The sequence below is a fragment of the Pseudomonas sp. FP215 genome, from assembly GCF_030687795.1.
Classification (GTDB): Bacteria; Pseudomonadota; Gammaproteobacteria; order Pseudomonadales; family Pseudomonadaceae; genus Aquipseudomonas; species Aquipseudomonas salmasensis.
The window spans coordinates 5416488-5437719 of record NZ_CP117447.1 but is presented as its reverse complement, the minus strand read 5'-3'; the positions used below and the strand labels follow the sequence as shown (position 1 = coordinate 5437719).

At 58.8% G+C, this 21232-nt stretch carries 13 protein-coding genes; 7 read left to right on the top strand and 6 right to left on the bottom strand.

What is annotated here, in order from left to right; all coding sequences use genetic code 11:
- Positions 1 to 19: 19 nt before the first annotated feature.
- From PSH76_RS24580 to PSH76_RS24560, 5 genes are all read left to right on the top strand, one after another.
- Positions 20 to 661 (top strand): YfgM family protein, encoded by a 642-nt coding sequence (locus PSH76_RS24580; RefSeq protein ID WP_032895393.1) that lies wholly within the window; start codon positions 20 to 22, stop codon positions 659 to 661.
- Positions 654 to 1805 carry an outer membrane protein assembly factor BamB gene (gene bamB, locus PSH76_RS24575; protein WP_032895394.1) on the top strand — a complete coding sequence of 384 codons (1152 nt, stop codon included), beginning with the start codon at positions 654 to 656 and terminating at the stop codon, positions 1803 to 1805. The genes PSH76_RS24580 and bamB overlap by 8 nt, the downstream gene beginning before the upstream one ends.
- A gap of 260 nt (positions 1806 to 2065) precedes the next feature.
- Complete coding sequence (gene der / locus PSH76_RS24570; protein WP_003194008.1) at positions 2066 to 3535, top strand: ribosome biogenesis GTPase Der; 1470 nt, start codon at positions 2066 to 2068, stop codon at positions 3533 to 3535.
- Positions 3536 to 3669: 134 nt separating this feature from the next.
- Entirely contained in the window at positions 3670 to 4818 is a 1149-nt protein-coding gene (locus tag PSH76_RS24565; RefSeq protein WP_305493048.1) for a pyridoxal phosphate-dependent aminotransferase, read from the top strand.
- Complete coding sequence (locus tag PSH76_RS24560; RefSeq protein WP_305493047.1) at positions 4806 to 5597, top strand: amidohydrolase; 792 nt, start codon at positions 4806 to 4808, stop codon at positions 5595 to 5597. Before PSH76_RS24565 ends, PSH76_RS24560 begins: the two co-directional genes overlap by 13 nt.
- A 199-nt stretch (positions 5598 to 5796) precedes the next feature.
- On the opposite strand, the gene leuA is transcribed toward PSH76_RS24560, so the two are convergent.
- From leuA to PSH76_RS24530, 6 genes are all read right to left on the bottom strand, one after another.
- Entirely contained in the window at positions 5797 to 7476 is a 1680-nt protein-coding gene (leuA, locus tag PSH76_RS24555) for a 2-isopropylmalate synthase (protein WP_305493046.1), read from the bottom strand.
- Positions 7477 to 7841: 365 nt separating this feature from the next.
- Positions 7842 to 11801 carry a membrane-targeted effector domain-containing toxin gene (locus PSH76_RS24550; RefSeq protein WP_305493045.1) on the bottom strand — a complete coding sequence of 1320 codons (3960 nt, stop codon included), beginning with the start codon at positions 11799 to 11801 and terminating at the stop codon, positions 7842 to 7844.
- A gap of 425 nt (positions 11802 to 12226) precedes the next feature.
- On the bottom strand, positions 12227 to 16198 hold the full coding sequence (locus PSH76_RS24545; protein WP_305493044.1) for a membrane-targeted effector domain-containing toxin: 3972 nt from the start codon (positions 16196 to 16198) through the stop codon (positions 12227 to 12229).
- 285 nt (positions 16199 to 16483) lie between these two features.
- The gene (locus PSH76_RS24540; RefSeq protein WP_305493043.1) at positions 16484 to 17305 is read right to left on the bottom strand and encodes a M23 family metallopeptidase; all 822 of its coding nucleotides are present in this window, start codon (positions 17303 to 17305) and stop codon (positions 16484 to 16486) included.
- 3 nt (positions 17306 to 17308) lie between these two features.
- A complete protein-coding gene (xseA, locus tag PSH76_RS24535; RefSeq protein ID WP_044268078.1) occupies positions 17309 to 18688 on the bottom strand; it encodes an exodeoxyribonuclease VII large subunit in 1380 nt (459 codons plus the stop codon).
- 10 nt (positions 18689 to 18698) lie between these two features.
- On the bottom strand, positions 18699 to 19589 hold the full coding sequence (locus PSH76_RS24530; RefSeq protein WP_305493042.1) for a LysR family transcriptional regulator: 891 nt from the start codon (positions 19587 to 19589) through the stop codon (positions 18699 to 18701).
- A 101-nt stretch (positions 19590 to 19690) separates the two neighbouring features.
- Between PSH76_RS24530 and PSH76_RS24525 the strand changes: the two genes are divergently transcribed.
- On the top strand, positions 19691 to 20458 hold the full coding sequence (locus tag PSH76_RS24525; protein ID WP_098950437.1) for a sulfite exporter TauE/SafE family protein: 768 nt from the start codon (positions 19691 to 19693) through the stop codon (positions 20456 to 20458).
- A gap of 155 nt (positions 20459 to 20613) precedes the next feature.
- Positions 20614 to 21162, top strand: coding sequence for a hypothetical protein (locus tag PSH76_RS24520; RefSeq protein WP_032895403.1), 549 nt, complete (start codon positions 20614 to 20616; stop codon positions 21160 to 21162).
- Positions 21163 to 21232 lie beyond the last annotated feature (70 nt).

The window sequence follows — 21232 nt, the reverse complement described above, 5'->3', positions numbered from 1 at the left end:
GCGATTAAGGAGTATTGGGGTGTCGAGTACTGATGATGAGCAACTGGCCGACTTCAAGGACTGGTGGCAGCGTAACGGCAAGCCCCTGGTCACAGGCGGCCTGCTGGCGCTAGTGGTGGTGTTCGGCTGGCAAGCCTGGACCAAGTATCAGGCCAACCAGTCCCAAGGTGCCTCGATCGTTTATCAGCAATTGCTGGAAACTACCCTGACCCCGGACGGCAAGCCTGACCCTGCGCAGGTAGCAGACCTGGCCGGCAAGCTGAAGAACGAATTCGGCGGTAGCACTTACGCCCAGTACGGCAGCCTGTTCGTCGCGAAAGTCGCGGTCGACACCGGCAAGCTGGATGACGCGGCCACCGAGCTGAAGGCCATCGCCGACAAGCCGACCAACCCGACCCTGGGTGAAATCGCACGTCAGCGCCTGGCACAGGTATTGGCGGCACAGAACAAGGCTGACGAAGCACTCAAACTGCTCGACGGCGATGCTGACAAGGCATTCGTGGCCACTCGCGAAGAGCTCAAGGGCGACCTGTTGGTCCAATTGGGTCGTACCGACGAAGCCTATGCTGCGTACCAAAAAGCCAAGGCGGCGCTGTCTGATGAAGCGGCGGTCGGTGGCTTACAAATCAAGCTCGACGACTTGGCCAAAGGGGATGCGTGACGTGATCCGTTGGAAACATGCAGCATTGCTGGCTCTGGCCATTTTGGCCGCGGGTTGCAGCAGCAACAGCAAAAAAGAACTGCCTCCTGCCGAGCTGACCAGCTTCAAGGAAGAAGTGGTCCTGCAAAAACAATGGAGCCAATCCATTGGTGATGGGCAGGGCGACCTCTACAACCTGTTGCAGCCGGCGATTGACGGCGACAACATCGTGGCCACTGATTCCACTGGTGTTGTCGTTGCCATGGATCGCATGAACGGCGACGTCAAGTGGAAGAAAGACCTCGAACTGCCGGTTTCCGGCGGTGTGGGCGTCGGCTACGGCATGGTGCTGATCGGTACGCTCAAGGGTGACGTGGTCGCGCTGGACTCCAGCACCGGTGAAGAGAAATGGCGCGCTCGCGTGACCAGTGAAGTGCTCTCGGCCCCGGCGACCAACGGCGATATCGTCGTGGTGCAAACCCAGGACGACCGCGTGATCGGCCTGGATGCCTCCACCGGTGACCAACGCTGGTTGTACGACAGCACCCCTGCGGTGTTGACCCTGCGCGGTACCAGTGGTCCGATTGTGACCAACAACCTGGCCGTTGCAGGCCTGTCGACCGGTAAAGTGGTTGCCCTCAATACCCAGAACGGCGTGCCGGCCTGGGAAACCCGTGTGGCTATCCCACAAGGTCGTTCCGAACTGGACCGCGTTGTGGACATCGACGGCGGCTTGCTGCTGTCGGGTGAAACGATCTACGTCGCCACCTACCAAGGCCGTGTTGCCGCGTTGGACCTGCAAAGCGGCCGCATCAACTGGCAGCGTGATGCTTCCAGCTATGCGGGTGTCGCCCAAGGGTTTGGCAGCGTCTATGTGAGCTTGGCATCCGGCACCGTTGAAAGTGTCGATGAGCGTTCCACCACTGCACTGTGGAGCAATGACTCCCTGGCTCGCCGTCAACTGTCGGCACCGGAAGTCTTCTCCAGCTACGTGGCGGTGGGTGACTTCGAAGGCTACCTTCACCTGCTGAGCCAGGTAGACGGTCGTTTTGTCGGTCGCCAGCGTATCGACAGCGACGGCCTGCGTGCGCGTCCGCTGGTGGTGGGTAACATGCTTTATGTGTATGGCAACGGCGGCAAGCTGGAAGCCCTGACCATCAAGTAAAGGTTTGACTATGCTTGGGGTAACCCCCAGGCGGCCCTGCTTCAATGCTCTGTGTAGGAGCGAGCTTGCTCGCGAAGGACGTCAACGATAACGCGGGTTTTCTGGATAAACGCGTCGTTCTCGGGTTTTGCGCGAGCAAGCTCGCTCCTACAGTAGTAGTGCCAGAGCAGGGCATGTGGCATTTCAAATGCCGCCCCGAGCACCAGCCGCTGCCCTGCAGCGGCTTTTGTATTTTCTGAAATAACGAAGTGGAGAGCCGCATGGTTCCCGTAATCGCCCTGGTGGGCCGACCTAACGTCGGCAAGTCCACCTTGTTCAACCGCCTGACCAGGACTCGTGACGCCATTGTCGGCGACTTGTCCGGTCTGACCCGTGATCGCCAATACGGTGAGGCAAAGTGGCAAGGGCGCTCCTACATTATTGTCGACACCGGTGGTATCTCCGGTGACGAGCATGGCATGGACGAAAAGATGGCCGAGCAGTCGCTGCTCGCTATCGAAGAAGCCGATGTGGTGCTGTTCCTGGTGGACGCCCGTGCGGGCTACACCGCTGCCGACCAGATGATTGGCGAGCACCTGCGCAAGCGCAACAAGCGTTCCTATCTGGTCGCCAACAAGATCGACAACATCGATCCTGAGGCGGCCCGTGCCGAATTCAGCCCGATGGGCCTGGGCGACGCGATCCCGGTCGCCGGTGCTCACGGTCGTGGCATCACCCAGATGCTGGAAATCGCCCTGCGCGACTTCCCAAAGGATGACGTCGAGGAAGAAGAAGGCGAAGAAGAGATCGTTGCAGAGGGCGAGGAAGCCAAGCGCATTCCGGGCCCGAGCGAAAAAGACGGTATCAAGATCGCCATCATTGGCCGTCCGAACGTCGGCAAGTCGACCCTGGTCAACCGCATGCTCGGTGAAGACCGCGTTATCGTCTATGACCAGCCCGGTACCACCCGCGACAGCATCTATATTCCGTTCGAACGCAACGAGGAAAAGTACACGCTGATCGACACGGCCGGTGTGCGCAAGCGCGGTAAGATCCACGAAGAAGTTGAAAAGTTCTCCGTGGTCAAAACCCTGCAAGCCATCAAAGACGCCAACGTGGTGATCTTCGTGATGGACGCCCGCGAAGGCGTGGTGGACCACGACCTCAACTTGCTGGGCTTTGCCCTGGAAGCCGGTCGCGCGCTGGTGATCGCGATCAACAAGTGGGACGGCATGACGCCGAGCGAGCGTGATTTCGTCAAGATCGAGCTGCAACGCCGCTTGTTCTTCGTCGAGTTCGCCGATATCCACTTTATCTCGGCACTGCACGGCACTGGCGTGGGCAACCTCTACGCGTCCGTACAGAACTCGTTCAAGTCTGCGGTCACCCGCTGGCCGACCAACCGCCTCACCCAGATCCTGGAAGACGCGGTGGGCGAGCACGCACCGCCGATGGTCAACAACCGCCGAATCAAACTGCGTTACGCCCACTTGGGTGGTGCCAACCCGCCGATTATCGTGATTCACGGTAACCAGATCGAGAAGGTGCCCAAGTCCTACGTGCGTTATCTGGAAAACACCTACCGCCGTGTCTTGAAGCTGGTCGGTACGCCGATCCGTATCGAGTTCAAAGGTGGCGATAACCCATACGAAGGCAACAAGAACACACTGACCGACCGTCAGGTGAACAAGAAGCGTCGTTTGATGACTCACCACAAGAAGGCCGACAAGAAGCGCCGTGACAAGAAATAACGGCAGCTTTGAGTGGTAAGCGGCACGCTGCAAAAAAGGGCTCCTTTGGAGCCCTTTTTTGTGCGCGACCGTTTGTGCCTTGACCCGATGCAATAGGCAGCTTAAAACTTGAGGCTCACCTGCAGGGGCTTTTGATGATCACCAGTAAGCTGCCAAACGTCGGCACGACCATTTTCACCACCATGTCACAACTCGCCGCCGAAACCGGCGCGCTCAACCTGTCCCAGGGTTTTCCCGATTTCAATGGCCCGCAGGGTTTGCTCGATGCAGTGGGCAAGCACATCGCCCTCGGCCATAACCAGTACGCCCCCATGACTGGCCTGCCGGCGCTGCGCCAGCAAGTGGCGGCCAAGATTGCCCGCAGCTATGGCGCCACAGTCAATGCCGACACTGAAGTGACCATCACGCCTGGTGCCACCGAAGCGATCTTCTGCGCGATCCAGGCGGTGATTCGCAGCGGCGATGAAGTCATCGTATTCGACCCCAGCTACGACAGCTACGAGCCTTCGGTTGAACTGGCCGGTGGTCGTTGCGTGCATGTGCAACTGAGCCTGCAAGGCTTCGCCCTGGACTTCGAGAAACTCAAGGCGGCGCTTTCACCGCGTACGCGCATGATCATCCTCAATAGCCCGCACAACCCCACCGGCGCCTTGATCAGCCGTGCCGAGCTGGACCAGTTGGCCGAACTGATCCGCGACCGCGATATCTACCTGGTCAGCGATGAGGTCTACGAGCACCTGGTGTTCGACGGTGTGCCCCATGTCAGTGTATTGGCCCATGAGGAGCTGTATCAGCGCGCGTTCGTGGTCAGCTCATTCGGCAAGACCTATCACGTCACAGGCTGGAAGACCGGCTATGTGGTCGCGCCACCGGCCCTTAGCGCCGAACTGCGCAAGGTGCATCAATATGTCAACTTCTGCGGCGTCACCCCTTTGCAGTACGCTTTGGCGGACTTCATGGCCGAACACCCGGAGCATGTCGAAGAACTGCCGGCCTTCTATCAGGCCAAACGGGACTTGTTCTGCGACCTGCTGGCGCCATCGCGCTTGAGCTTCACCCGGGTGAGCGGCACTTACTTCCAACTGGTGGATTACTCGCAGATTCGCCCAGACCTGGATGACGTGGCCATGTCCCTGTGGATGACCCGCGAACATGGCGTGGCGACCATCCCGGTTTCGGTGTTCTACCAGCACCCACCCCAAGGCCAGCGCCTGGTGCGCCTGTGCTTTGCCAAACGCGAGGAGACGCTGCGACATGCGGCGCAAAAACTATGCGTGATCTGAGTACATTGCCGAATCTGAACATTGCCCTGGTGCAGACGAGCCTGGCCTGGCATGACCGCCAGGCCAATTTCGAACACTTTGAGTTGCTGCTGGAGCAGGCCAAAGGCGCCGACTTGATCGTGCTGCCGGAGATGTTCACCACAGGGTTTTCCATGGAATCAGAAGCCCTCGCCGAGCCGGAAAACGGCCCCACCCATCATTGGCTCCAGGCCCAAGCGGCAAAGTATCAGGCCGTGATAACGGGCAGTGTGATCATCCAGGCCGCCGATGGCAGCCACCGCAACCGCCTGCTGTGGGCGCGGCCGGATGGCGAGGTGTTGCATTACGACAAGCGCCACCTGTTCCGCATGGCCGGTGAACATGACCATTACACCCCAGGCGAGCGCCAGGTGCAGTTCGAATTGAAGGGTTGGCGCATTCGCCCGTTGATCTGCTATGACCTGCGCTTCCCGGTGTGGAGCCGCGACGCCCAGGATACGGACCTGCTGCTGTACACCGCCAACTGGCCGGGTGCTCGGCGTCAGCATTGGAATCGGCTGTTGCCGGCACGGGCGATTGAAAACCTGTGCTATGTGGCGGCGGTGAATCGTGTAGGCACCGACGGCAAGGGCTTTGCCTACACCGGCGATAGCCAGGTGCTGGATTTCCAGGGTGAGACGTTGCTGAGTGCAGGGGAGGCGGATGGGGTGTTCCAGGTGATCCTGGATGCGGCGGAGCTGGCGGCTTACCGTACACGATTCCCGGCGAATCTGGATGCTGATAGCTTTCAGTTTGTCTAAGGCTTATCTGTCGCCTGCAAGGGCCTCATTGCGGGCAAGCCCAGCTCCCACAGTTGATTGGGGTTACCTGAAAAATGCAATCCAAATGTGGGAGCCGGGCTTGCCCGCGATGACGGCCCCACAAACAATACAACTCTGACGCCGAACAAAAAGGCCCCTGGATTCTCATCCAGGGGCCTTTTGCATTGCTGCGATAAAGTTACGCCGCTTTGGCTTCCAACTGGCTCAACGAACGGTTCAGCGCACTGAATAGCGCCTTGAAGCTGGCCGTGGTGATGTTTTCATCGATCCCCACACCATGCACCGGGCGTTCGCCGTTCACGCGCAGCTCAATGTAAGCCGCCGCCTTGGCATTGGTACCCGCACCAATCGCGTGCTCGTTGTAGTCCATGATCTCCACGCCAATCGGCAAGCCGGCCACCAGGGCTTCCAGTGCGCCGTTGCCTTTGCCTTTCCAGTGCAGATTGGTTTCGCCCTGGCCTTTGCCCGAGACTTCAACCTCGACAAAACTGTTGCCGTTCTCTTCCTGCAGGCGGTGGCTGACCAACGCATACGGCGTGTTGGCTTGCAGGTATTCACGCTGCAGCAAGGCGTAGATCTGTGGCGCGGTCATCTCCAGGCCCACGCGGTCGGTTTCGGCCTGCACCACCTGGCTGAACTCGATCTGCATGCGACGCGGCAAGCTGATGTCGTATTCCTGCTCCAGCAGGTAGGCGATGCCGCCCTTGCCCGACTGGCTGTTCACGCGGATCACCGCCTCGTAGCTGCGGCCAATATCCGCCGGGTCGATCGGCAAGTACGGCACTTCCCACAAGGCATCGTCTTTCTGCTGGGAGAAGCCTTTACGGATCGCGTCCTGGTGCGAGCCGGAGAACGCGGTATGCACCAGGTCGCCGACATACGGGTGACGTGGATGCACCTGGATCTGGTTGCACTCCTCGACCACTTTGCGCACGCCGTCAATGTCGGAGAAGTCCAACTGCGGGTCCAGGCCCTGGGTGTACATGTTCAGCGCCACGGTGACCAGATCGACGTTACCGGTACGCTCGCCGTTGCCAAACAGGCAGCCTTCCACACGGTCGGCGCCGGCCATCAGGCCCAACTCGGTGGCCGCCACGCCAGTGCCGCGGTCATTGTGGGTGTGCAGGCTGATGATCACGCTGTCACGACGGTTGATATGGCGACCGAACCACTCGATCTGGTCGGCGTAGATGTTAGGGGTGGCGCATTCAACCGTGGCGGGCAGGTTGAGGATCATCTTGTACTCAGGCGTCGGGTTCCACACCTCGATCACCGCGTCACAGACTTCCTTGGCGAACTCCAGCTCAGTGGCGCTGAACGTCTCTGGGGAGTATTCGAACGTCCACTGGGTTTCCGGCTGCTGGGCAGCGTATTTGACGAACAGCTTGGCGGCGTTGACTGCGATGGCCTTGATGCCGTCCTTGTCTTGGTTGAACACGATGCGGCGGAACGACGGAGAGGTGGCGTTGTACAAATGCACAATGGCTTTCTTGGCGCCGCGCAGGGATTCGAAGGTGCGTGCGATCAAGTCTTCACGGCCCTGGGTCAGCACCTGGATGGTGGTGTCCTCGGGGATGTGGTTGTCTTCGATCAGGGTGCGCACAAAGTCGAAGTCGGTTTGCGAAGCGGCCGGGAACGAGGCTTCGATTTCCTTCACGCCAACGGCCACCAGGGTCTTCCAGAAGCGCAGCTTTTTCACCGCGTCCATCGGCTCGATCAGCGACTGGTTGCCATCACGCAGGTCGGAGCTGCACCAGATCGGCGCTTGGGTAATGGTTTTCGACGGCCAGGTACGGTCCGGGATGTCGATGGTCGGGAACGCGCGGTATTTCGAAGACGGGTCTTTGAGCATGCTCATCGGGAAATCCTTGGTTGTAGGGGCCGAGAAAAGGCGGCCTGCCGTAGCACTGTTATTGGGGATAAAACGTGAAGACGAGGCAGATCGATTCAGCCTGGCAGTCGTGCGCTGACGAGGCACAGGCTGCGGTGCTGGCGGAGCTGAATGAGGGTGTGAGAGGTTTTCATGCAGTCAACCCTAACCGCGAGACTGAGGGATGGCAAGCATCGAAAAAAAAATTGGTATAACTTCTATTTTTTCCTGCTTTGTTGGTTTTTTATTGTTGGTATTTGCAGGTTTTCTAATATTTATTCTCTGTTTGGTTTTTTGTAAGCAATAGTGGTCACGCAGCCCAAAGGCTGCGTGGTGGTGTTTGCAACGAGCCCTCAGACGAGCAGGCCATCTATGTTGTATTCGATGTTCACGTCTCCCACGGGTCGAAAGTTGCCGCCCCGCGTGAGTTTGATCGGGGCAGGCTTGGTATGGGGAGGCTGACGAACTCGGCTTGAGGTACCTTTCAAGGCGGATGATACGGATATCCCGACCGCTCCGGTCTGTTCCGCGATGCCCGGCACACCCACAAAATTATTCATATGCGCGCTACCCACAACGCTCACGAATCTTTCCCAAGGTGGGGTTTTCTGGATGATTTGTGACGCGTAATAGTTGAACTCTGGAAGGCGTTCGTTCAGGTAACCGGGGTGGGCTCTCCATGCGGCGGCCTTCCCTGAGTGCAAGGTCAATTCGTAGTGCTCGAGCCCTATGACGTTAATGTCGTGTTTTCCGGCTTCGATGATGACGTCCAGCATCGTGGGGCCGCCCGTATATTCGGGGTCATAGTGGCGAGGTGACAGGTATTGAGCATGAGCCTCTGTTAACGCCGAAGCATTTAATCTCGAAGAGCCTTCAATAAACGGGGCGCCTTCAAGGTAAATGGTGGTCACACCGCTATTGGCGAAAGTTTGCATCTGATCAATCAGCAGTTGAAAAGGTGCAGGGTCATTGTGTGATTCACCGATTACGATGCCGCGTACTCCCGGTTGAGAAAGAATATTCTCAATGGCCGTTTTCGGTGAGGTGCTCTTGGACGTCAGTGCAGGTACGGAAGGCCGTTGAGTCGCTCCTGCTTTTCGGAGTTTTTTGTAGTGGGCCTTCATATCGCGCCTGTGCCATCTGCGGATAGTTCTGACTGTCGCATCCGTTGGGTTTACAAAGTCATCGGCAGCTGCCCCCGAGAGCACTCTATCCATATATCGTTCAGGGGCTTGGGGCAGAGCATTGCCTGGTTGAACGCCACCCGTCATCTGATTGAGCCGCCATTCACCATTTCCTGCCGATTGCAGAAACGCCACTGTCCTCTCGCTTCTGGAAGCCGTCGCCGGGGCATTGGGGTTGATGATATCGACCCGCCCGCTGGAGGCGTGGAACGCTGAGTGGATCTGATAAACCCGGTTTTCTCCGGTAACGTCGGTGTACCGTATATACCAATTACCACCGACGTTATAGGTGCCGTTGGACCCTAGGTGCGCCCCACGGATGACGTCGTCGGCTACGGCGTAAGCACTCAGGTCGCGGTTTGGCACGGCGACGGTGGTCGAGGGGCGCGTGGCGACGGTGGTGACGCCGCTGCTGGTGGAGGCGACTGCCGTGGGAGGGATGGCGGGCGCCGGCAGCGCTCTGGGGCCCGAGCGTGCCACAAGCGGGCCGGCTTGGCCGGTGGCTCTGAATACCGGTCGCATGGGGGCCGCACGAAGATTGGAGATGCCGGTGGCAGCCAGACTGAAGTCACTGTAGATCGTGCGCGCCAAGCCAGGTTTTCTGATCAAGTGCGGCAAGATCTTGCTATTGGCGCGCAGCGCAGTCACAGCGGCTTTACCCAATCGAACACCTGAGGACACCCCTTTACCGATCACGGGTATCAGGTCCGCGAAGATCAAGGCCACTTCGAGGCCGAACTCGATTTTGTTGAGGGCGGATTGCTTCGCCACTTCCTCGCTGCTTACCGACTGATGATCCGCTCGGTCGAGTACCATCTGTACGTGTTGTGTGTACAGGTGTTCCTGAACATCGCCTTCGATCGGCTTCAGGCTGATCGCACTGCCCAGTAGCTTGACCGATGAAATGATCAGTTCAGGGGAGATCAGCGTCAGAGGGTTGTATGCCTTTTCTTTAAGGGCTTCCTTGAATTGCGCGATGTCATCTTTACTGACGGGTGATTTTCTTTTTGCGATATAGGACGCCCACTCACCTTTAGCCAGAAGGGCATCCAGGGCTTTGTGGTCCGCCACTTCGCGAAAGGTGATACCGTCGGGAGCCTTGGGGGTGTAAAGCACCAATGCCGAGTCCGTCTGATTGCCGATCACCATCACGCCTTGCACCGCCAGCCCACGGTGGACAAGGCTGTTGGCCACGATGTTTTTTCCATCCACGTGGGGGCGCGTGACGGGATTGGGGTGGTCCACTACCGCATCAACCCACTGCACCGCACGCTTGGTGCTAGTGTCTTGCTGGGCTTTTTCCGTGTAAGCGTCGGGATTGAGTTCTGATAAAAACGCCTCCTTGATCATCGCGTCTTCCAAGTTGGCTTTCCAGGCGGTACGCAATTGCGCGGCGCTGCCAACCTCGGTGTCAGTGGCCATCTCCTGTTTGAGCAGCTTGGTGTATTCGCCGCCGACATCGACGGTATTGACCAGCTTTTTAAGCGCGTCGGTGTCCAGGATCACCGGCTTGCCAGCCACGTCCAGGACGGGCCTGCCTTGCGTGTCGAGCAATGCCAAGGTCATTTTTACATCGGTAAACGTGCCCCTCTCGATGGCTGGAAAACCACTGGGATTGTCCAGCGCCAGGTCGGTCAGCGAGACGGAGTGCTGTTTGTCATAAAGCGGCTGACCAGTCCCACGCCCACCCTGAATGCCGGTGCGGGTGCGTATCTGTACCTTTAATTGGTCAGCATCGACCGCAGCGTACGGGTACTGCTTCTTGATGGCCGCATTCAGTCTGTCCCGTGAGAAGTCTGCCAGGGACGGGATTTTTGCGAGCAGTGGCGCCAGTGTCTCCAGGCTTTTCTCTTGCACACGCTCCAAATGCAAAAACACCGCTTCTTGAGCCGCAGACAGGTTCTTCAACCATTGCGGTTGGTTTTTGTCAGTCAGTCTCGCATCCCGGGCCAGCATCGCATTGCTGCCATCGAGCAGATACGACCAGTCAGCCGCGTGATCGATGCCTTGGGCTGAGGCGTTGTCGAGCAAAGGGCTGGTGGTGCTGCCTGGGGCCAATGCGTTGTCCAAACCTGCCTTGGTTTCTGCTTGCTGGCGCCTGACCATCCAAGCCACGGCTTCTGCCAACACATCCCCGGACGATGGCGAGGCGCTGCGCATCAGGTCATCGCCGGAGAAACCGTCAGCCCGGTTTTGCAGGGCCGGTGGCAGGGTTTGTAGCAATAGCTGGGCCGCGGTGCCGCCTTGATCCAGTCGCTCGGCCAGTGCCTGACGTGCCTGGGCGGGCGTTGCAAACTCTTCGAATCCTTCGCCGGGTGTGTACAGCACGACGGGGCCATGGGTGTCGTTGAGTTCAAGGGTGCGCCCATTCGGCCAGGTAGGCGGCAGGGCCTGTGAGCCGTCGTTTTTGGTGATAAGAAACGCGCCCGCCAGCATCGCGCCGCGTTCGGTTTTGTCATCGACCGTGATGGGGTACACACCCAGTCGATCACCATCGGCGAAGTTTTTCTCGCGGGCATCCAACGTGGGGTATCGCAGCGCGTCGTCGATCAGTGCTTTGCTTTCTGGACTGAGGGTTTGATCGCTGACACGCAAGGCTGCCAGGATCGACAATTGGCGTTTGTGCAGGGTCAACAGCTGATTCAGTGGCGACTCGTGCTTGCTCGGGTCTTCATGCACCGGGCTGGCGGTGTTCCAATAGCGTTCAATTGCTTGTGGGTACTGCGTGGCGATGTTGCGCGCGATGGTTTGCAAGGTGCTTGTGGTGGCGGCGGGCAGTGCCAGATCGTCGTCCAGGCTGGTGCGATGAGTAAATTGGGTGTGTATGTCGCGCTCAGGGCTGATCAGTTTGTCGGGATTAGCCAGAATGTCTTGGACCCTCCTGGCCAGGGCGGTCATTAGCGGTTCGGATGACTCCTGTGACACCTCATTGCCGTTAATGCGGTAACGATTGATGCTCATTGTCTCGGCGTCCAGAGGCCGGACGGCGGGGAATGCTTCCTCGAGTTGCGCCTGTATGAAGGCTTTGAAGCTTGGCTGTTGGTTGTGCAGGCGCTGCATGTCCTCCGTCAGGAGGGCGTGTTCAACGGTGTAGGCTAATTGTTTGCTGGGTTTGAAATGTTTCTCCAAGTGGGGGTAACGCATTTGCGCGCTGGCTATGCCGGGCGAAGTGGGGACGGGGGGAGTGTCGGGGGCGTAGGTTGAAGCGCGAGCAAGCGCTTGTGTCGTACTAGAAGGCGTGGGAAGAGCGGGGGATGCAGGAACCGCAGAGTCGGTCAGGATTTGGTGTGCGTGTCGTGCTGCCAAGGCTTGGGTCAGAGAGTACATAGAGCGAGTCTCACAAGTTTCGGATTTCCATTGGTCAGGTCATGCTCATTACGCTCCGTGTAAGTTGTGGAATAGGTGGGTGGTGAATGTCGGATGGTTCCTGTCGCAACTGTAAGAGGTGTGCAACAGCTTGCTTCGAAGTCACCGCTTTTGAGGGGGCGGTGGTAAAGGCGGGCAGGTGTGTGGCGTGGCGCGCTGATTCAGTCAGCGCACCGTCGTCAGGTTGATCAAGACGTTTTGAGGTAGGGGTCGACGTTCTGGTGGACTTGGTAGTCCCCCACCGTTGCATCGGCGGCGAACTTTTCTTCAGGTGCCGGACGCGAGCCGGTGTTTTTGACGGCATTACTGCTGGCGCCTTGCGGTGCGTCATACACGCCTACGCTGACGGCCCCGGTTTGCTCAGCGATGCCGGGGACGCCCTGGGTGGTGTTCATGTGCCTTCTTCCCACTACGGCGATCCACTTTTCTCCAGGGGGGGGCTGCTGAATAATCTTGCTGGCAAAGTAATTGAACTCACGCAGCCGGTCAGTAGTGTGCGCCGCGTTACCTGCTTCACCTATGGGCGTTCGGGTTATGTGCATCGTCATATGTTCATGTTCGAGACCTACGATTTTAATACCATGTTGTTGCGCGGCAGCGAGCACGTCATCGCGTGTAGGCGTACCGCGTTCATACTTTTTCGCATCAGCGGGCGTCTGCCATACCCCACCCACCCCGCTGGCGCTATTCCAGTAGGCCCCCTCCAGGTACAGGGTCGTGACGCCTGAATCTGCGTAACCCCGCATGTTCTTTATCAGCATGACGTTGGTGGAAATCTGATCGTGCTTCTCTCCAAATACGATACCGTCCGAGACGCGCAGCAGTTCACGTGTCATTTCGCCGGGAGAGGCGTCAGGCGTCAGAGCCGGCATGTTCGGGCGAGGTATCGGTGCGACGGCATGATTGGCATAAGATTCAGTCATCCCTTCTCTGAACCAGCGTATCGCCATGCGCCTGTAGCATGGTTGGGTGCTTGAATCAGGTAGGCCTACGATCAGGTAATCGACGAAATTTATATTCCAGTGTTGTTGAATGTGATTTTTCCTATGCCGCCTGCCACCAGGCAGTTGATTGATGCGCCATTCGCCATTGCCCGCCGATTGCAGGGAGGCCACCGTCCTGCTGCTTCTGGACGCCGTCGCTGGGGCATTCGGATCAATGATATTGACTTGCCCGCTGCGGGCGTGGAATGCCGAGTCGATCTGGTAAACCCGGTTTTCTCCGGTACTGTCGGTAAAGCGCACGTACCAGTTGTCCCCCACGTTGTACGTGCCGTCGGGCCTTAACGGGCGACCGGTGATGACCTCATTCGGCACCGTGTAGGCGCTCAGGTCGCGGGTTGGCCGGGCGACCGGGGTGGCGACGGTGGTCAAGCCACTGCTGGTAGAGGCGGTGGCTGGCGGTGTGCTGGGCGGGGTTCCCGTCGAGGTGCCGGTCACTTGACGTGGCGCAGGCGCGCGTGCCGTTGTCGACTGTCTGAAGACAGGCCGTAGTGGCCCTGCACGCACACCCTTGATACCGGTTGTAGCCAGTAGGAAATCAATATAAAGCGTCTGCGCCAGGCCGGGATTTTTCATGAGCTTGGGCAACAGTTTTCTGTTGGCGCGCAAAGCGATTAAAGCGGCTTTGCTCAGATGAGTAGTGGTGCTTGCGACCTTGCCGGCACCTGGCAAAAAATCCAGGAATACCATTCCCACTTCGACGCCAAACGTGGCCTTATTGATGAACGATTGCTTGGCCACTTCTGCACTGCTGACGGATTGATGGTCTGCCTTGTCGACGATCATCTGAACGTTTTGCTGGTACAGGTGATCCTGGACATTGCCCCTTATTGGTTTGAGTGAAGAGCCACCGAGCATGACCTTTGTACTTTTGTCGGCTATGTCCAGGACTTTATCGGGCGCCAGGGCGGTGAATGGATTGTTGGGGATATCCCTGACGACCTCGTCGAATTCAGCTACATCATCTTTCTTGACCGGTGATTTTCTGTCCGCGATATAGGCTTTCCACGCGTCTTTTTTCAATAAGGCGTCCATTGCCTTCTGGTCCGCAACTTCGCGAAACGCGATGCCGTCGGGCGCCTTGGGCGTGTAGAGCACCAATGAAGAATCGACCTTGTTGCCAATCACCATCACTCCATGAACCGGCTGTCCGTAGTCGTACAGGGCATTGGCGATAATGTTCTGGCCATCGACTTTGGGGCGGTTGGCGGGGTCGGGGTGGTCCAGGATTGCCGTAACCCATTGCGCTGCGCGTTTGCTGTTCTTGTCTTCGGCGGCCTGCTCTGTATAGGCCGTAGGGTTGAGCTCTGCGAGAAAGGCGTCTTTCTCCATGGCATCGCTCAGGTTGGATTTCCACGCCTCCCGTAGAGGTGAAGGGGCATCAGGTGCCAGTTCTTTTTTAAGCAGCTTGTCGTATTGGCCGCCCACATCTGCAGCCTTGATCAAGGCTTTTAGCTGCTCATCATTGAGTATGATCGGCTTGCCACGGCTATCGCGAATCGGGTTGCCCTGGGTGTCAATCAACGGCAGGGTCAGTGTGATAGTGGTTTTTTTCTGAATACTTCTTGGAAGAAAACCGGTGGGGTTTTTCAGCGCCAGATCCGTCAGTGAAAGCTGTTTTTGTTCTGACGAGGTCGTTACGCGGTTACCCATTATTGACATGGCCACGTCCGCTAGGACGAAGTTGGTCGAATTGTCCCGGGTTGTGGTTTGGTCTATGTTCACCGTTAATTTATCGGCATCAATCTGCGCAGTGGGGTACAGCTTCCTGATAGCCTCGTTCATCCTGTTGCGAGCGAAGTCCGACAGGGACGGGATTTTTTCAAGCAGGGGCAGTAACGCGTCAGTACTCTTTTTCTCCCACTGTTCCAGTTTCAGGAAGATGGCTTCTTGAGCCGGGGTCAGGTTTTTCAACCACTGCGGTTGTTGTTTTTCGATCAACTTGGCGTTGTAAGCCAACAGGGCATTGGTGCTGTCGAGCTGGTACGACCAGTCGGCGGCGTCATCTATGGCTTGGGGTGACGTCGGGTCCGTCAGTGGGTTGGCTGGTGTAGTGGCTGTCAGTATCTGGGTGAGCTGCTTATTGATTTCCTCTTGCTGGCGCTTGAGCATCCACGGAATGCCCTCTGCCAGTACCTCCGCAGCCACAGGCTCAACGCGCCATGTCAGGTCATCTCCCGAGGGCTGTTCTGTTCGGTTTTGCAGCGCCAACGGCAGCGTTTGCAACAACAGTTCGGCCTCTACTCCACCGTCATCAAGGCGCTTGGCCAATGCTTCGCGGGCTTGGGCGGGTGTGGCGAACTCCTCGAACCCTTTACTGGGGGTATACAGAACCACCGGGCCGTGGCTGTCGTCGAGCGCCAAGGACCGACCTTTAGGCCATGCGGGCTCAGTCGCGAAGGAGCCGTCGGTCTGGGTGATGAGGAAGGTCCCCGCCAGCAGTGCACCCCGTTCAGTACCGTCATCCACGGTGAGTGGGTACACCCCAGGGCGGGCACCGTCAGCAAAGGCATTTTCCCGCGCGGCCAAAGTGGGGTATTGCAGCGCCGTGTCGATCAGTTGTTTGCTCGCCGGGCTCAAGGTGCCATCGTTGGCGCGCGCTGCGGCCACGGTTGCCAGTTCCTGCTTGTACAAGGCCAACAGTTCGTTCTGTGGTGTGGTTCGCACGTGCAGGTTGTGCGGGCTTTGGCGAGGCGTGGTCCAGAACTTCTGTTGCGTGGTCGCGTATTGGACGATGCGCTGGGCAATCGTGTGCAATGAGTGCGAAGGGGTAACCAGGGTGGGCGGCACACCGGTGCTGCCCCGGGTGAAAAAATCCCCGTATAGGTTGTTGCCTTCGCCTGCTTTTTTCCCAGGGTTACGCAGCTGTTCCTGGATTTCTTTATGCAGTGCGTCGAGAAAGGGTTCTACAGACAGCGTTTTTATACTGCCATCGTTTTGCTTGCGCCAACGCTTGAAGGTGAGGTCTGCAACATTGAGGTGGGGTTGGTCGGGAAACAGGGTGGCCAGTTGTTGCTGCAGGAAAGTCTTGAAGTTCGGTTGCTCTTTGTAGAGCTGCTGTATCGCATGGGCGGCTTCATTGTGTTGCTCTATGAGACTGCTATTGCGTGGAGGTGTGACGGTGGCAGGTGGCGTACTTGGCGAATCGGGTACAGGCAAGTCGTCTGGTGCGTAGGTCGAAGACGCTACGACCGGGGCGGCCTGGCTTTTTTCTAGCTGGGGTGTCGGTGTTCCGGCAGGTTGGGGAAAGGGTTGATGCTGATCCAAAGGGTTTTGGACTGTAGAACTGGCTGGCGCAAGCATAGAAACAACCTCATCACTTAATGGAAATGGTGTCGTTACGGTCCTTGTAAGTCGCCAGGTAAGTGATGGGGTATGGTCGGTTGGTTCCGGTTGCAAATGTAAGGAAAGAGGTATGCCCGGTGTCAGGGCATTGGATAAAAATCAGGGCTGAAACGCACCGATGAATATCGCCGGGTCTACCCGGGCATCGTTGAGGCTGACGTTCCAGTGCATATGCGGCCCGGTCGCACGGCCTGTCGAGCCAACCTTGCCCACCACTGCGCCGCGTACCAGTTGCTGGCCCACCTTCACGTCGATTTTGGACATATGGCAGAACATGCTGATAAAGCCCTGGCCGTGGTCGACGAACACCGTGTTGCCGTTGAAGAAGTAATTGCCCACCAGGATCACCTTGCCGTTCGCAGGCGTCTTGATCGGCGTACCGGCCGGTACCGCGAAGTCCAGGCCCGAGTGCGGGTTGCGCTCTTCACCGTTGAAGAAGCGCCGCACGCCAAACTTGCTCGACAACGGCCCGTTCACCGGTTTATCCAGTACCAGGTTGCTCGGCAGGTTCGGGCTGAAACTGCGGTAAGCCTTGATCTGCACGGCCAGCTCATTTTCGATGCGCTTGAGCTGGGCCGGGTCGGGGTTGACCTGGCTTTTGTTTTTCAAGGTGATGCGCTGTTCCGGGTAATTCTTGTAGCCGACGATAAACGGCAGGTTGCGCCCCCCGCTGCTGATGCGCTCGTTACCGGGCTTGACCGTCAACGGGATGCCGACAATCGCCAGCCAGTTGTCCTGCTCCTTGACCACCAGCACCGGCTTGCCCTGGTAGGTGGCTTTCGGCGCTGTGGCCGAAGGGCCTAGTTCGACGACGGCCACGCCGCCGGGCACGGGTTTGTTCAGGGTTCGCGTGATGTAGCTGTCGGCGTGGGCGTTAAACGTGAGGCACAACAGCATCAACAGGCTCAGTAGGCGTGGCATCGATCAATCCAATAATGAAAGGGTGACGGGTGTCAGGTGGTTGTCTTCCACCCGCACTTGCAATTGGCCTTCACCCAGACGCGCGGTGAGGCGCTGGCCGGTGTGGGTTTGCGCGGCGTTGCGAATCGCCTGGCCGCGCTCGTCCAACAGGATGCTGTAGCCACGGCCCAGGGTTGCCAGCGGGCTGACCACCTGCAACGTCTGCACCTGGCTCTGCAGTTGCAGGCGCCGCGCCTTGAGACCTTCGCGCATGGCGCGGGGCAGGCGTTCGGCGAGGCTGTCCAGGCGTTGGCGCAAGAGGGCCAATTGACGGCCCGGGTGCTGGCCGGCGAGGCGGGTTTCCAGGCGGATCAAGCGCTCGCGACGGGTATTGAGGCTGCGCTCAAACGCACGGCGCAAGCGCATGTCCAGGTCATCCAGGCGCTGGGCCTGTTGGCGCAAGCGCTCACCAGGGTGACGCAAGCGGCGGGCCATGCCTTCCAGGCGCAGGCGGCTGTGGCTCAGGCGGTTGCGCATCAGCATCACCAGGCGGCGCTGCAGGTTCTCTACCTGGCGCACCAGGTGGCTGGCGTCCGGGGCGAGCAACTCAGCGGCGGCGGAGGGGGTAGGGGCGCGGACGTCCGCCACGAAGTCGCTGATGGACACATCGGTCTCATGGCCGACGGCACTGACGATAGGGGTAACGCAGGCATCGATTGCGCGGGCCACGGCTTCTTCGTTGAAACACCAGAGGTCTTCCAGGGAGCCGCCGCCACGGGCCAGGATCAGCGCGTCGAAACCGCGTGCGTCGGCGAGTTTCAGTGCTCGCACAATCTGCGCGATCGCTTCGCGGCCTTGCACAGCTGTGGGAATCAGGGTCAGTTCAATGTTGGGCGCACGCCGGCTGAACACGCTGATGATGTCGCGAATCACCGCACCGGTGGGCGAGCTGATAATGCCAATGCGCCGAGGATGCACCGGCAGCGCCACTTTGCGTTCGGCACTGAACAGGCCTTCGGCGCTGAGTTTTTCCTTCAAAGCATCAAAGGCCAGGCGCAGTGCACCATCCCCGGCCGGCTCCACGGTGTCGAGGATCAGTTGGTAATCGCCACGGCCCTCGAACAACGAGACCTTGCCGCGCACCTTCACCGCCAGGCCGTCCTTCAACGCCTGGCGCACCCGCGCCGCGTTATTGCGAAACAGCGCGCAACGCACCTGGGCGCCACTGTCCTTGAGCGTGAAATACACATGGCCGGAAGCCGGGCGGGCGAGGTTGGAGATCTCGCCTTCCACCCAGATATTGGTGAATACGTCTTCCAGCAACACCCGCGCACGGCCGTTGAGCTGGCTGACAGTCAGGACTTCGCGGTCCAGGCCCAAGCGGGCAAAAGGATCTTTAATCATGGGCGGCAGTTTATAGGCATTCGTGCAGGGTTTGACAGAATTGCTCCACCAACGCGTTCGGCGCTTGCGCGCAGGCCAGCGCTACGGTGCTGTGGCAGTCCGGGTCGGCCAAGGGCAAAAAATGCACATGGGGCGGGGCAATGTCCTGCATGGATTTTGGTAACAAGGCAATACCGAAACCGGCCTGGATCAATTGCAACTGCGTGGTCTTGCGCGACATCACCCGCGCCGCCTTGGGGAAAAAACCGGCGCGCATGCACAATTCGGCTGACAGATAACTCAGCCCGCCGCGCTGAGGGTGGGGGATCGAGATAAACGCTTGGTCCTTGAGTTGCGCCAACTCCACCGCTGCGTCGCTGCGTGCCAACGGGTGACCCGTCGGCACTGCCAGCGCCAACGGCTCGGTGTACAAAGGCACCACGCGCACGCCTTCGCGCTGGCGCAACACCGGCAACCGCAGCAGGCCGACGTCCAGGCGCCCCTCGGCGATTTCCTCCAGTTGGGCTTCGGATGAGAGCTTGACGATATCCATCGACACACCCGGACAGTGCTCCAGCCACGTGCTGATGCCTTGCAGTAATGCGCCGCTCATTGGCACGGTGCTCGAGTGGCTCAGGCCCAAGGTGCCGAGCTGGCCCTGGCCCACTTGCGTCGCCAGGTCGCTGGCCTTGAGCAACTCACTCAGCAGGTTGCGCGCTCGTGGGTAGAAGGCTTCGCCGGCGGCCGTCAGCCGTGGCTGGCGTGCAGTGCGTTCGAACAGCGGGGTTTGCAGGTGGGATTCCAGCGCCTTGATCTGCCGACTCAACGCCGATTGCGCCACGAACAGGCGTTCGGCCGCGGCACTGAAGCTGCCACTGTCGGCGATTTCGACGAAATAACGCAGTTGGCGAGTGGAGATCACAAGTCATGCCTTTTTGAGATGGGTGGCAAGCTTTGAAGATATTAGTCGCAACGCTCGTCGATGGCTAAAGTGAGTGGCATCTGAAATAGAAGGAATAAGTCATGAGCCCGGTTGAGCTGATGAGCCAGTGGTCGTTCGGCGGTGTTGATTGGTTGGTGATCGGCCTGGGCGTGACGGTGGCTTACATCGTGTTCGGCATTGCCGGATTCGGCACCGCGCTGGTGGCGGGGCCGATCCTGATTTTATTCATGCCGCTGTCGAAGATCATCCCGTTGCTGGTGCTTCTGGACTTTGTCGCGGCGTTTGGCGGCTTGTTGCAAACCCGGCGCGATGTGAACAAGCCGGAACTGTTGCGGTTGCTGCCCTGCATGGCCATCGGCTGCACCCTGGGGGTGGTGTTTTTGCTCAACCTGCATTCGGACCTGTTGCTGTTGTTGATGGGGCTGTTTATCAGCGCCTACGCGATTTACAGCCTGGCGGTGAAAGCACGGCCGACTCAGCTGGCGGCGTGGTGGTCGATTCCCATGGGCACTGTGGGGGGCCTGTTTGGTGCGCTATTTGGCAGTGGCGGCTTTTTATATGCGATCTATCTCAATAGCCGTTTGCCCAAGGACGCTGCGCGTGCCACGCAAAGCGCGCTGATCAGTTGCAGCACGGTAGTGCGTTTGAGTCTGTTCCTGATTGCCGGGGTGTATGCCGATTGGCCGTTATTGATATTGGCGGTTTGCTTGTTGCCAGCGATGGCCCTGGGGCTGTGGTGTGGGCGCAGGCTGACGATGCGGCTGTCCCGTGAGGCGTTCGTGCGGTTAGTGACCTGGCTGGTATTGGCCAGTGGTATTGCGTTGATCGGGCGGTATTTGAGTACTTGACCTCATTTTTTCAGGGATTAAGCTGCCAGCCTTCAGGGCCTCTTCGCGAGCAAGCCCGCTCCCACAGTTGACCGCATTTAATCCTGTAGGATCGCGGTCGAATGTGGGAGCGGGCTTGCTCGCGAAGGCGTCAGACGGCACACCGCAGGACTCCCATGAACTCCCAAAGCATCCTTGTCCCGAAAATCTCCACCTTACCCGTCCACGAACCCCGCGCCCGGGCAATCGTGCGCTGGCTGGTGCGCAAGAACATCATCAAGGAAGAGCTCACCACTTGCGGCCGCACCGGCAACCGCATGGGCTATGCCCTGGCCGATGGTGCCCGCGCCGTGGTGCTGCACCCCGAGGCGCTGCCATTCAACGAGCCGGTCAACGGTTTGGAGATCATCTACAAGCGGTGCATCTATACCCCGGCCAAGGGTTTTCTCGAAGAAGCCGGCTGCCCGGAGTGCCTCAAGGAGGTCGGCGAGGCGCTGTTCGAAAGCCTGGAAGACTGGATGCCCGGCCACACCGATAACTTCACCTGCCCGCTGTGTGGGCATGAAGACGACATCAACGGCTTTCTATTCCTGCAGGAATGCGGGTTTTCCAACCTGGGCTTTATCTTCAACAACTGGGCGGAGGCGGGCTTCAAGCAGAGCTTTATCGACGAGTTTGCCGACTGGTTGGACCAGAAGATTGCCTGGGTCAAAGTTGAGCTGTAGGAGCGAGCTTGCTCGCGAAAATCGTCAACGATAACGGGGTGAGTCTGATTTAACGCGGTGCCTTTGCCCC

Coding starts and splice junctions, on each gene's coding strand:
- der (WP_003194008.1), top strand. CDS start 2,066: ATGGTTCCCGTAATCGCCCTGGTGGGCCGACCTAACGTCGGCAAGTCC.
- PSH76_RS24540 (WP_305493043.1), bottom strand. CDS start 17,305: ATGCCACGCCTACTGAGCCTGTTGATGCTGTTGTGCCTCACGTTTAAC.
- PSH76_RS24520 (WP_032895403.1), top strand. CDS start 20,614: ATGAACTCCCAAAGCATCCTTGTCCCGAAAATCTCCACCTTACCCGTC.
- PSH76_RS24560 (WP_305493047.1), top strand. CDS start 4,806: ATGCGTGATCTGAGTACATTGCCGAATCTGAACATTGCCCTGGTGCAG.
- PSH76_RS24565 (WP_305493048.1), top strand. CDS start 3,670: ATGATCACCAGTAAGCTGCCAAACGTCGGCACGACCATTTTCACCACC.
- xseA (WP_044268078.1), bottom strand. CDS start 18,688: ATGATTAAAGATCCTTTTGCCCGCTTGGGCCTGGACCGCGAAGTCCTG.
- leuA (WP_305493046.1), bottom strand. CDS start 7,476: ATGAGCATGCTCAAAGACCCGTCTTCGAAATACCGCGCGTTCCCGACC.
- bamB (WP_032895394.1), top strand. CDS start 654: ATGCGTGACGTGATCCGTTGGAAACATGCAGCATTGCTGGCTCTGGCC.
- PSH76_RS24525 (WP_098950437.1), top strand. CDS start 19,691: ATGAGCCCGGTTGAGCTGATGAGCCAGTGGTCGTTCGGCGGTGTTGAT.